Origin of the sequence: Ensifer sp. Root278 (genome assembly GCF_001429285.1) — a bacterium.
Taxonomy (GTDB): domain Bacteria; phylum Pseudomonadota; class Alphaproteobacteria; order Rhizobiales; family Rhizobiaceae; genus Ensifer.
Genome location: NZ_LMJJ01000040.1, coordinates 649,002 through 660,594 on the forward strand (window position 1 = coordinate 649,002; position 11,593 = coordinate 660,594).

At 63.6% G+C, this 11,593-nt stretch carries 15 protein-coding genes; 7 read left to right on the forward strand and 8 right to left on the reverse strand.

Annotation, left to right across the window (positions count from 1 at the left end; all coding sequences use genetic code 11):
• Positions 1-374 precede the first annotated feature (374 nt).
• The 3 genes from ASE60_RS24935 to ASE60_RS24945 all read left to right on the forward strand — a co-directional run bounded on the left by ASE60_RS24935 (position 375) and on the right by ASE60_RS24945 (position 2,285).
• Positions 375-911: a hypothetical protein gene (locus ASE60_RS24935; RefSeq protein ID WP_143032972.1), complete on the forward strand. Its 537-nt coding sequence runs from the start codon at positions 375-377 to the stop codon at positions 909-911.
• Positions 901-1,578 carry a helix-turn-helix domain-containing protein gene (locus ASE60_RS35865; RefSeq protein WP_244495697.1) on the forward strand — a complete coding sequence of 226 codons (678 nt, stop codon included), beginning with the start codon at positions 901-903 and terminating at the stop codon, positions 1,576-1,578. Before ASE60_RS24935 ends, ASE60_RS35865 begins: the two co-directional genes overlap by 11 nt.
• A 104-nt stretch (positions 1,579-1,682) precedes the next feature.
• Entirely contained in the window at positions 1,683-2,285 is a 603-nt protein-coding gene (locus tag ASE60_RS24945) for a hypothetical protein (RefSeq protein ID WP_057253988.1), read from the forward strand.
• A gap of 159 nt (positions 2,286-2,444) precedes the next feature.
• Here ASE60_RS24945 and ASE60_RS24950 read toward each other — a convergent pair whose 3' ends face one another.
• Positions 2,445-2,915, reverse strand: a complete 471-nt coding sequence (locus ASE60_RS24950) for a nucleoside deaminase (protein ID WP_057254438.1) — start codon at positions 2,913-2,915, stop codon at positions 2,445-2,447.
• Positions 2,916-3,150: 235 nt separating this feature from the next.
• Positions 3,151-3,615 (reverse strand): cupin domain-containing protein, encoded by a 465-nt coding sequence (locus ASE60_RS24955; protein ID WP_057254440.1) that lies wholly within the window; start codon positions 3,613-3,615, stop codon positions 3,151-3,153.
• A 341-nt stretch (positions 3,616-3,956) separates the two neighbouring features.
• Here ASE60_RS24955 and ASE60_RS24960 point away from each other — a divergent pair, with 341 nt between their 5' ends.
• Complete coding sequence (locus ASE60_RS24960; protein WP_057253990.1) at positions 3,957-4,763, forward strand: class I SAM-dependent methyltransferase; 807 nt, start codon at positions 3,957-3,959, stop codon at positions 4,761-4,763.
• 108 nt (positions 4,764-4,871) lie between these two features.
• Here ASE60_RS24960 and ASE60_RS24965 read toward each other — a convergent pair whose 3' ends face one another.
• The 3 genes from ASE60_RS24965 to ASE60_RS24975 all read right to left on the reverse strand — a co-directional run bounded on the left by ASE60_RS24965 (position 4,872) and on the right by ASE60_RS24975 (position 6,700).
• The gene (locus ASE60_RS24965; protein WP_057253992.1) at positions 4,872-5,522 is read right to left on the reverse strand and encodes a glutathione S-transferase family protein; all 651 of its coding nucleotides are present in this window, start codon (positions 5,520-5,522) and stop codon (positions 4,872-4,874) included.
• 91 nt (positions 5,523-5,613) lie between these two features.
• Positions 5,614-5,994 (reverse strand): DUF4440 domain-containing protein, encoded by a 381-nt coding sequence (locus ASE60_RS24970; protein WP_057254442.1) that lies wholly within the window; start codon positions 5,992-5,994, stop codon positions 5,614-5,616.
• 253 nt (positions 5,995-6,247) lie between these two features.
• A complete protein-coding gene (locus ASE60_RS24975) occupies positions 6,248-6,700 on the reverse strand; it encodes an Lrp/AsnC family transcriptional regulator (RefSeq protein WP_057253994.1) in 453 nt (150 codons plus the stop codon).
• A gap of 115 nt (positions 6,701-6,815) precedes the next feature.
• Here ASE60_RS24975 and ASE60_RS24980 point away from each other — a divergent pair, with 115 nt between their 5' ends.
• On the forward strand, positions 6,816-7,439 hold the full coding sequence (locus ASE60_RS24980; protein ID WP_057253996.1) for a LysE family translocator: 624 nt from the start codon (positions 6,816-6,818) through the stop codon (positions 7,437-7,439).
• Between the two features lie 15 nt (positions 7,440-7,454).
• On the opposite strand, the gene ASE60_RS24985 is transcribed toward ASE60_RS24980, so the two are convergent.
• Entirely contained in the window at positions 7,455-8,405 is a 951-nt protein-coding gene (locus tag ASE60_RS24985; RefSeq protein ID WP_057254444.1) for a hypothetical protein, read from the reverse strand.
• 529 nt (positions 8,406-8,934) lie between these two features.
• Between ASE60_RS24985 and ASE60_RS24990 the strand changes: the two genes are divergently transcribed.
• Positions 8,935-9,357: a MarR family winged helix-turn-helix transcriptional regulator gene (locus tag ASE60_RS24990; protein WP_057253998.1), complete on the forward strand. Its 423-nt coding sequence runs from the start codon at positions 8,935-8,937 to the stop codon at positions 9,355-9,357.
• 111 nt (positions 9,358-9,468) lie between these two features.
• Entirely contained in the window at positions 9,469-10,362 is an 894-nt protein-coding gene (locus ASE60_RS24995) for an SDR family NAD(P)-dependent oxidoreductase (protein WP_057253999.1), read from the forward strand.
• Between the two features lie 463 nt (positions 10,363-10,825).
• On the opposite strand, the gene ASE60_RS25000 is transcribed toward ASE60_RS24995, so the two are convergent.
• Together ASE60_RS25000 and ASE60_RS34850 are read right to left on the reverse strand one after the other, a co-directional pair.
• Entirely contained in the window at positions 10,826-11,407 is a 582-nt protein-coding gene (locus ASE60_RS25000; RefSeq protein ID WP_057254001.1) for a dienelactone hydrolase family protein, read from the reverse strand.
• Positions 11,408-11,426: 19 nt separating this feature from the next.
• Complete coding sequence (locus ASE60_RS34850) at positions 11,427-11,570, reverse strand: hypothetical protein (RefSeq protein ID WP_156414718.1); 144 nt, start codon at positions 11,568-11,570, stop codon at positions 11,427-11,429.
• Between the last annotated feature and the right edge of the window lie 23 nt (positions 11,571-11,593).

The window sequence follows — 11,593 nt, forward strand, 5'->3', positions numbered from 1 at the left end:
CCGCAGGGCCAGCCGGCTGCCCGCGACCTTCGAGCCCGACTGGGCGTTTGCCGCCGGGCTCGGCTTCGGGCCGGCCGAGGCAACAATCGAATTCGACAAGTTTCGCGACTACTGGACCGCCAAATCCGGCCGCAATGCCACCAAGCTCGACTGGGCGGCCACCTGGCGGAACTGGATGCGCAATGCCGGCCGACCAGCCAGGGCTGGCGGCCCCCAAGTCGCGAGCCGATCAACCGCGGCGGGCCGGGCCGGAGACGCCGGACCACCGCGACGCGGACATCGCCAGCAGGCGCCGCCGCACGAGACCGCCTTTGCCCGCCACCAGCGGGAATGCAGGCAAGCGATTGAAAGCGAAATCAAAGGAAACCGAAACAATGACCCTCTTGGAAATGATGAGTTTGCCGGCGCAGGCCCGGCTTTCGACCTTGAGCCGGGAGATTACCGCGCTCACTGAACGGCTGGCGCCGGCCAGCGAGGCGGCGGTGCTGCGCAGCCTCGACGCGATGCAGACGGCCGGCATGACGATGCCGCAGGGGATCGAGCCGAAAAAGATCCTCGCCGTCTACCACTATGCGCTCTCCGGCGTGCCGGGCTGTGGGCTAACGGCGGCGACGCAGAAGCTGATCCGCGGCGACTATGCGGCCAACGCCAATGTGCTGCTGGGCACGATCCCGAAGCCGCCGGTGCTGGCGGCACTGGCAAAGGCAGAGGCGCTGAGCATGCGGGCGGAGCTTGCCCGCAAGCGTGAGACGATCGCCGCCCTCAAGCCCCGGGATACCGGCCGTTCCGAAGCCAGTCGTGCCCGCGTTCGCGCCAGGCTCGAAGCGTTTCGGCGGACACACGCAGCGGCCAAGGCGGCCGCCCAGAACGTAAGCGCGCTTGCAACCCGGGAGATCCACCATGCAGCCTGAGGCAACGGAATTCATGACAGGGCAGACAGCTGCAGGCGGCAGGACAAGCGCCGTTGCGGCGCGGGCGAGGGCCGTGCCCGGGGCTGGCGGTGACGACGATACGGGAAAGCGCCACCGTGGACAGGCGCGCGCGGAAAGCGGCGCAGAGGCTATGGCAATGCGGATGACGGCAGGCGACGAGGTGAGGCAGAAGGCGGCCGCGCGTGGTCACGCGCAAGCCGAAGGTTCCGTGGGGATGGCCGCGGCTGACCGCGAGGCGGCGCCCGCCGCGACGCTGGAGGATCTGGCGGGCATGGTCGCGGTTCAGGTGCGCACGCAAACGCGGCGGATCGCGGAGCTGGAACTGGCGCTCGCCGATGCGGAGGCGCGGCTTCTGTCGCAGGCGCGGATGATTTGCGGCGCGGCGGATGCGGCAGGCGGCGATCTCTTCAGCCGGCGGCCGGTGCGCGAGATCATCGACGACGTGCTTGGCGCCTATCCCGGCATCACCTGGGAGGAGATCATCGGCGTTGGCCGCGAGCGCCGCCTGGTCGAGCCGCGCCATCGCTGCATGGCGGCAGTCTACGAGGAGCGCAAGGATCTGTCGCTGCCGGCGCTCGGCCGCATCTTCCACCGCGACCATACGTCGGTGCTGCATGCGGTGAACAGGCGCGGCGCCAGCCGATGACGGCAGCCTTTTGATTTTTGGATTGATTTTGCGTCAGCGCGAAGCCGGGGCCGGCGGTACGGCCAAGCAGCGATGACGAATGAATGAAACGAGGAAACGATACGATGACATCCAAGGCAGAACGCATCCGCATCAAGCGCGCCAGCCGGGCCGGCCGGCCGCGCAAGGCCGACGTGGCACGCTATCCCGGTGGGCAGATCAAGCACGGCGAGACCGAACGGGAGGTGCGCTCCGTGGCGCTCGACGCGCGCAAGCGCATGCATTTTTCCGGCAAGCGCGACGTCGATGTTGCGAGCCCCTTTGCCGGCTACACACTCGGCCGCATGTTCCTCGACGGCAAGCTGACGGCGCATGAGCGCGAGGCGGGCGACGAGTACGCCCGGCAGATGGCGCGCTATTACAGCCTCACCGGCATTCCCTTTCCGAGTGTCAGGGCGCAGTCGCTCTTCAGCGTCAAGGGTTTTGCCGGCGAGACCTCCGCCGAGCGTGCCCGGAGCGCCCGCCAGGCGGCGAACCGGATGATGGAACTGGAAGGCGTGCTCCTGAAACTGCAGGACGGACCGCAGGTGAAGACGACGGTCTTCAACGTCTGCATCATGGATTACGAGATGCTGCGCACCATGCCGGAACGGCAGCTCGCCTGGCTGAAACGCGGGCTGACCGAGCTGCACTGGCACTTGGGGCTGTCGCGGGAGAAGGAGGGGTGAGGTAGATGGCGCCCATCTTCTGGACCGCTCGTCCGGCCTGCCGGCCACCGTCTCGCCGCAGGCGGGGAGAAGGGACATATGGCGACGCCCCACCTAAATCGCTTCGTCACACCCGGCCGCGGGATACTTTTGCAGTCTAACTCCATCGGGCGCGCCGCATCAGCGGCGCCAGAAGGTCCGGTGGGGGCTGAGTAGTTCGTCCTCGATCTCGGGGAAGGGGCCAAAAACCTCGATCGGCTTCTGGCCGGAGGCAAGCACCGTGCGCGAGGCGAGGTTCATGGTCGGGTTTTCGGGGTGGTCGCTGGTTTCGGCAAGGAGCTTTTCCTCCTCGAAGCCGTAGACCAGGCGACCGATATTCGCCCAATAGAGCGTGCCGGTGCACATGGCGCAGGGCTCGCCGGTTGAAACCAGCGTGCAGGACCATAGGAATTTCGCCGGATAGGCGGTCGCGGCACGCCGGCTAAGCTCGGTCTCGGCGTGGCGTACGGTGTCGATATTGCCCTGGCGCATCAGGATGCTGTCGTCGGGGCCGACCAGGACCGCGCCGAAAGGATGATGGCCGTGCGCGGCGGCCTCGCGCGCGACTTCGTCGGCGGCGCGAAGGTGGGCGAGCATCTGATCGCGGGTCATGGTCTGTCGCTCCCCAACGTCGTGGACGCCACCGATTGGACGGTGCCGTTCGGACGATCGTAGCTCGAAAATCGAATGTCCGATATCGCCGCTGCCCGCAATTTCGCAAGACATCCGCCATGCCAGCGGGTGCTGCGCTTGCAAAGGGGAGTGTGTCTCCGTTCTCCTTGCGACAGGTGAGGCGGTCGCATTGCCCGGTCTTTCCCCAACCGCCGCAGCCTGCGCTGGCGGCGGGTCAATCTTGATCCGACCAGTCGGCAAGCAGGGTGATGCCGAACTTCGGCGCGGCCCTCCGAAGCCGATCAAGCTCTTCCGATGTCGGTGGCTTGACCGCTTCGCCCGGCCCAAGTTCACGGCCGGCTTCCTCCAGAAACCGGTCGAAGATGGCTGGCGTGCCGATCAGGATGTAGCGCGCCGGCCGGCGGCTGACGTTGAGGAGCTGGTGGGGTACGCGGCGCGGGAGAAAGATGCTCTGGCCCACGGTCAACCGGTGCGCGGTCCCGCCGATTACCGCAGTCAGTTCGCCCTCGAGGATGTAGACGGTTTCGTCGTCGCTGGCGTGGACGTGAATTGGCGTCCTGGTGTCGCCGCCGCTGACGTTTTCGAAGAGGCAGAACTGGCCGTCGGTCTGGCTGCCGGACAACAGACGCTTCATGACGACGCCGGCGAGGGCGAATGCTTTCGGTTCTGTGCTGCTCATCGCAAATACCCCATCGAATTTCGCAGGAGCGGTCCTGTCCGCTGCGCTCCCGAGGAAGCGCGGCGGCATGGTTGCATGCGTCGGCGGCGACATCAGGACGAAGGGTGAGGTGCGGCACGGTCCGATCCGGCGCCGATGGAGCCGGGGCGGCGCCCTGTCTGGCCGGCTTACCGAGAGGATGGCGAAATATCCACCGCGCGCGAATGGCGATCGGTTCCGCATGCCGGGGATCGGTCTCGAACCCAGTAAACCGATCGACGCGGCAGTTTGCCAGCACCGATGTCTCGGCTTGCCCAGCCTGTGGTAGAGTTCGCCCGTTCAGCTGGCTGGAGTGTGCTGTGATGGCTGCATCGACGTTCAATGCCAACACTGGCGACGGATATGAGTTGCAGATGGGGCGCTGGAGCCGAAGGCTGGCCGTGCCCTTCCTGGCATTTGCCGGAGCCGCGGCGGGCGAACGGGTGCTGGATGTCGGCTGCGGCACCGGCAGCCTGACATTCCTGTTGGCCGCGCGGCCCGACCTTTCCGCCGTCTGCGGGGTGGATTGCGCAGCGCCCTACATCGAACACGCCAGCCGCAGCAATCCGGATCCGCGCGTCTCCTTCCAGATTGGCGACGCATGCGCTCTGCCCTTTGAGGATGCGGCGTTCGATCGGGTCCTGTCGCTGCTGATGCTGCATTTCGTTTCTGAGCCGGAACGGGCCGTGGCGGAGATGCGCCGCGTTGCGCGGCCTGGCGCAACGGTCGCTGCCACCGTGTGGGACGGTCGCGGCGGTTTCGTTGCCAGCCGCCTGTTCCTCGATACGGCGGCAGCCCTTGATCCCGCCGCCCGCCGGCTTCGCGAGCGCGCCTTCACCCGCCCGATGACCCGGCCTGGCGAACTGGAGGCGGCCTGGCATAGGGCCGGCCTTGTCGAGGTCGAGACGGCTGAGCTTGCGATCCGCATGGAGTACGCTTCCTTCGACGACTACTGGACGCCCTATCTCGGCAAGGATGGCCCAGGGGCCGAATATATCGCGACACTCAATGAGCCGGCGCGCACGCGGCTTCGCGATGCGGTCCGTTCTGCCTATCTCGATGGCGAGGTCGATGGTCCACGGTCCTATGTCGCGGTCGCCTGGGCCGTCAAAGGTGTGGTGCCAGGTTGAATTCAGGGCGGCGGCTCATACCCCTGGGATCGCTGGAGACTTGAAGAAAGAGGTCAACCGGGTGATGCGGCTCTGTCAGAGTGACGCAACTCGGTTGCCGCTTCCGGGTTAGCCTGCCGATGCGGAGGTGAAAACCGCCAACTGGGCCTCGAAGGCGCGCTTGTAGGCCGGCCGTGCTTCGCCGCGAGCGACATAGGCAGCAAGGTTCGGGTATTCCTCAAGAATCCCTGATCCATGCAGCCGGCGCAGCACCGTCACCATCAGGAGGTCGCCGGCGCTGAAGGCGCCATCGAGCCAGTCGGCATCGCCAAGGTGATTGGAAAGGCCGCCAAGCCGTCTGCGGATGGTTTCGTCGAGCGCACGCAGGCGGTGCTCGTACCAGGGCTCGTTGCGTTCGAGGATCTGGACGAGATTACGGTCGAAGACCGGCGGCTCGATGGTGTTGAGCGCGGCAAACATCCAGGCGATCGCGCGCGCCCGGGCATTGGCTTCGTCTGGCAACAGGCCGGCATGGCGCTCGGCGATATGGAGCACGATCGCTCCGGACTCGAAGAGGGCGAGATCGCCTTCCTCATAGGTCGGGATCTGGCCGAAGGGCTGAAGGGAGAGATGCGGCGGCTGCTTCATCGCCTTGAACGACAGAAGGCGAACCTCGTAGGGCAGGCCTACTTCCTCGAGCGCCCAGCGGACACGCATGTCGCGCGCGAGCCCCTTGCCGCGATCCGGTGACCGTTCGAAAGCGGTAATGGTGATCGTCATCGTTGTCCTCCATCGCTTGGTCTCCCTTGAAGACGGATGGCAGCCCGCGATCCCGACACGTCGTCGCGAAAGTCGCGCCTGGACGGGCCGCTCAGGCCGCTCCCGTCACCGTTCCCTGGTGGAACAGCATCTGCCACCTGGTTCCGTTTCGCTTCCAGACAGAGCTTCTGAGTGCGTGCCGCTCCGATCCATCGCTTTCTCTGCGATGGGTTCTGTAGGTCAAGAGCAATGCTTCCGGCGAAATGGCGGTCAGGCGGTAATCGCTCGCGCGCAGTTCGCCATCGTCTTGCTCTGGCTCCTGCACAAGCAGATCGATGATTTCCGCACGATGATAGATCGTACCGGAAGCCCCGAACTCGACGAAGCCTTCGGCGAGCAGCGCCTCGACGGCTGAACGCGACCGGCGAACCTCCGGGCGGTGCAGTGCTTCTTCAAGCGCACGGATTTCATCGAGAGGGGGCAGAGCGTGCATCATGATTGTTCCGCTGTGGGCGAGGGCTGCCGGTACACTACTGCATGTCTCCTTAATCGACCTCGATTTAAGGACAAAGGCATGCAGAAAATCAAAGTGCTACAGCGACCTTTGCGCGTCTGATAAGACGCGCGGCGCTGTAATCTGCTGAGACCTCGGACGGCAACTGCCAGAGCGCCGTGCGTTCAGATGAACGCAAAGGACGCTGTAGCCGTGGCGCACCAGTTCATCCGGGGCGGCGCGAGCCAGCCGTTCAAAGAGGAAGCGGCCGGTTCTGGAAGATGCTCTTCATCACAAGGGTAGAGGTCAGGCGCAGCACGCTCGGCAGCGCAAGCAGGCTCTCGTCATAGAGCGCCTGGAAAGCCTTCAGGTCCTCAGTCACCACGTGCAGCATGTAGTCGGGATCGCCAAACAGACGCTCGGCTTGCGTGATTTCCGGTATCGCCCAAAGAGCCTTTTCGAAGGCATGCACGTTCTCGCGGCTGCCTTCCCTGAGCGTCGCAAAGACGATCGCCGAGAAATTGAGGCCGACCTTGGCGGCATCGATATTGGCGCGATAGTCGCTGATCACGCCGGATTGCTCGAGCGCCCTGACCCGGCGATGGCAGGGGGAAAGGCTGAGCCCGATGCGGTCGCCGAGCTCGGTAACCGACAGTCTCCCGTCCTTCTGAAGCTCAGCAAGAATCTTGCGGTCCGTATCATCCATGAGGGAGATATTACCTCAAGATGCCACATCTCGGCAAGAGATAGGGAGCTAATCCCCGTGATGCAACGCTATTCTTCCTTTGATGGCGCGGGTATCCGAAGGAAGGTGGCGCGAGATGGAAATGGGTCTGTTGACGGCGTTTTGGGCGATATCGTTTTCGCTGGTGCTGACACCCGGCGCAGACTGGGCCTATGCGATCTCGGCGGGATTGCGAGACAGGGCGATCATGCCGGCCGTTTCCGGCATGCTGCTTGGCTATCTTGCGATCACTCTGGTGGTCGCGGCCGGCGTCGGCGCGCTCGTCGCCGGCGTTCCGGCGGTTCTGACGGTGCTTACCGTGCTGGGAGCGGGCTATCTCCTTTGGCTCGGCGTCGGGGTTCTGGCCCATCCGCCTGTTCCGGTGGCCGATGAAGATCAGGCGGCCAGGAGCTGGACCGGGTGGATCGTCCGCGGTTTCGCGGTGAGCGGCATCAACCCGAAGGCGCTACTTCTTTTCCTGGCGCTGCTGCCGCAGTTTACCAGCCGCGACGGGAGCTGGACGATCCCGAGCCAGATCGCGGCGCTCGGGGCCGTGCATATGCTCAACTGTGCGCTGATCTACTCGCTTGTCGGCACGGGTTCGAGCATGGTCCTCAGGACGCGCCCGCGCGTGGCCCGTCTGGTGAGCCAGTTCTCAGGCGCGGCGATGATTGCGATCGCGCTGTTCCGGCTCGCCGAGCAGCTTGTCATGGTCCGATGAGGCGTGGCGGCCGCCTCAGGACGCTTTAGCCAGCTTTTCTTCGCGACCGATGCGGGCGTCGAGGTCGCGCAGGCGAAGCGTGACGGCGGGGTGGCCGGGCAGGAGCGACAGGGCATTCGTCAGCATGTCGCGCGCCGTGACGAGGTTGCCGTCGCGGATATGGCGATTGGCGCGGTGGAAGAGGAAGTTGACCTGCTCTGTAGGGGCAAAGCGATCGCCGAAGCGGGCGTGCAGGCGATCGGCCCAGGCCGGGTGGCGGGCCATGGCGGCGACGGCGTTCTGGTAAGGCCGCATCGGCGCGTCGATCCGCGCGGAGCGGGCAAGGGCGCGCAGGGCAGCAAGGTCATTGGCGCGGCAGGCATCGATCAGCGAAAGCGCGCGCTGCGTTCCGGTGAAGACCCTGACCGTGCCATGACCGGTCATGTGTACGGGCACGAGATGCGTTTCCGCCTGCAGTTCCGCTATGCGCTCGGCATGCCTGCGATCGATCGCGTGGAACGGGTCGTAGAAGAGATAGGCGCGGCCGGCGGCATGGTCGGGGGCGATACTCATATTGGCGTGCAGGTCGGGCGAGAAATGCCTGAGAAAGCGATTGTCGTAGGGAACGGCTTTGGGATTGATCGAGATTTGCGGGCAGAAGGCGATGGCTGTCGTGGCGTTGAAACGCCGGCGGTAGCGAAGCGCTGCATAACCGCCCTGAGAATGGCCGTAGAGGATGCGCTCGGGTGCTGCCTTCAGGATCGGCGCCGCAGCCTCGACCGCCTTGACCACGCTTTCGGCCGGAAACCAGTTGGGACGCTTGCTGATGAAGCCGAGGGCGGCGATATCCGCCTTCTCGCAAAAGCGCTGGCCCCAGTAGCGGCTCCCGTTTGCCTGGATTTCCATCTCGTTGAAGGTGATGAGGAGGTAAGCCGAGGCGCCCGGGCGATGGATGACCTCAAGGTTTTCGTCCGAGTAGATAAGCACGGTTACTCCGAAGTATTTCAAGGTTTGCAGTAGTATATTTCCAATTTCCGAAGCTTGTTCGGCGACGTTATATTAGTGCGAATTCGCCTGGGATTTCCAGTGCCTAGGACTTTCTGCAAGAGGATTTCAATATTCATTTCGGCTGACGGCTTCAGCGGTCGTTCGTTTCGGCAGCTTTCGGCTCAAACCGGACATAGAGGTTCGCATCGCGGACGGCTGCTTTGCGCCCCCATTTGAGCCGTTCAGCGCGCCGATCGCCGAGCCCAGAAGCTGCCATTCATTCACGTGGAGCGGCGCTGAGCGGCAACGGCCTCAATGGGACTCTGCTGCCGTCCTCGGATGATACGGCGAACGGCAGCTTCCAGCGAGAGCGAACGTTCCGGCGTTTATGCAGATCATCGCCCGTGGCATGCGCTGAGACATCAGGGTTTCGTATCCTCCTTGAAACGCGATACTGGTTGACTACATGTTGTAGATGCATCATCGAGAGACTATGAACCTGCGTTCCCTACCCGACGATAGACGAGCAATGCTGCGGGAACTGGAAGATGCCTGCGTAATTTCGCGGGCGCGCCTTATCTCACGCGTTATGACCAACATCTTCGACGAGGAACTGCGGCCGTTCGGCCTAGTGTCGTCGCAACACACCTTACTCGGTTCAATCATGCGGATGGGCGTCGCGACGCGTGCCGAAATCGGCCGAGCCAACTGCCTCGATCGCTCCACCTTGACGAGAAACCTCAAGCTGATGCTGGACGCGGGATGGATCGAAGAGGTCCCCGACAAGGTTCAAGGTCGTCAGCGCCCCCTTCGGCTGAGCAAAGCTGGCGAAGACCTGCTGTTTTCATCCATGCCGGCCTGGCGGGCGGGGCAGGAACGAGCGTCCAAGCTGCTTGGGCAAGCAGGCTTGAGCGCAATCAAGACCGTCGCGGACGACATTCCGCGCGATTAGCCGGAATCTGAAATTATGGTATTGCATATACAACACTGCTTCCTATGTGTTGTATATGCAGCATTAGGACGCCGCGGAGCGCCTGATGCCATTATCGAAAGGAGAAATGCGATGACAACGATTCTGGTGACCGGTGCAACCGGAGATACGGGGCGTCCGACCGTGAAGGAACTGCTGAAGAAAGGCCTAAAGGTCCGCGCCCTCGCTCGTCGGGAGGACGCTCGCTCGCAGGAGCTGGCCAGTCTGGGTGCCGAGATCGTTTATGGGGACATCACCAGCCTGCGCGATATGCGGCTGGCTTTCGACGGCGTCGACCGCGCTTACTTCTGCTATCCCATTGCCGACGGTCTCGTGGAGGCGGCAGTCATCTTCGCACAGGTGGCGAGAGAGCAGGGCGTCGAGCACATCGTCAACCTGTCCCACAAGCAATCCAGGCCCGACGCGCGCAGCAAGGTGACCCAGAACCATTGGCTTTCGGAGCAGGTGTTCAAGTGGTCAGGCATCCCGACGACGAGCTTGCGCATCACCTTCTTCGCCGAGTGGCTCCTCTACATCTCGACATTCATCCAGCGCGGCCGCTACGTCATGCCATTCAACAAGGATGGCCGCTTTGCTCCGCTGGCCGCGGCCGATACGGCGAAGATCATCGCCAACATCCTGGAGAAACCGGAAGGCCACGGCGGCCAAGCCTACCAGCTGCACGGCCCGAAGGAGTATAGTCACGAGGAGCTCGCAGCAGAGGTTGGTCGGGTCCTCGGAGTCGATCTGCACTTCGAGCAGCTTACCGTATCGGCCTTTCTGGAGCTCGCGGGGCTCGAGGATGACACCGTCTTGCGGCGGCACTTCGAAGCTGCGGAGCTGGACCAGCAAGAGGGTCTCCTCGCCGGTCTCGATGACATCGGCACGAAGTTTATTGGTGGCCCGCTGATGACCGTAGAAGCTTTCGTCAACGCGAACCGGGCGCGCTTCGTCCGTGAAACGCAAACGTCAGTCGACCGAAATTAGAATCCTGTGCGTTTTGGGGCGGATATATCAGGGTGACTAATCCAGGTCGCTAACCGGGGCGATCCGGAACGCATGTTTCGGAGCTGCATCGTCCACCTCGAAAATGCCATGGCTTTGCGATTAATTCACCGGCCACTGAGCTGAATCCTCGAGTGCGTAGCGACTGGCAGCTGCGCACTCGATGGACGATAGCTTTTGGCCGAAGCAGATGCTCACATCCAGGTCAAGGTACGACCTAGAGGGGTCGACAGCAGTCAATGGCCGACCTGCTGATTTAAGCCGATAGCGAATGTCCGCTTTATCAATGCTGCTGCCCTGAACCTGCCGTCCCGCTCTCGGCCCCATATCGGCCACGGCGCCGCGGTCGGCGAATGTCTACTGTTGGCGCAAAGCGGCCAAGGCCACCATGACCGATTGGTGGGATTGCTGAGCAACTCCGAGCTTTTCCTACAATAGGGCAGCCTCAGACCCGCCTGAGAAAAGCAAGCACCCGATCCGTCAGCAGCGCCGTTGCCGTCGCGTCGTAGGACGGCAGCGAGCTGTCGGCGAAATAGTGCTGGTCGCCCGGATAGAGGAAGAGCTCGGCATCGTCGGCCTTCTCGACGAGTTCGCGGGCAGCGTCGATGTCGCCTTCGCCGACGAAGATCGGGTCGTTGTCCATGCCGTGGATCTGGACGGGCACGCCATCCGGCCAGGGGCCGAAGGACCACTGACCGCTGATCGGGATGCAGGAGTAGAAGAGCAGGGCGCCGCGGGCGCCGGGCCGGGTCTGGGCGAGCTTCTGTGCCGGCAGGATGCCGAAGGAGAAGCCGGCATAGACGAGGCCCTGGGGAAGAGCGTCGGCGAGGCGAACGCCGCGCTCGCGCATCTCGTCGAAGCCGACCTCGCCGATATAGGCAAGGCCTTCTTCGATGCTGTTGAAGGTGCGCCCCTCGAAGAGATCGGGCAGGTGCACGGTATGCCCGGCGGCCCGGAGGTCCTCGGCGAAAGCGTGCATCCCCGGGGTCAGCCCCTGGGCGTGATGGAACAGCAGGACCTCGGCCATGGACGACTACTCCTTCAAATTATCCTTCGCGTTCCAATTGTGTCTCGCCGCCTGAAGGGTCAAGCGGTGTTGCGGTCGATTGAGAAAATTTTCCTGTCGCAGCGATAGCACGTTTCCTTGACGTCTTGTTGCCATCTTCGACCGCTTCCTTGCGGATCAGCATTGGTCACGATTCTGAAGGAAAGA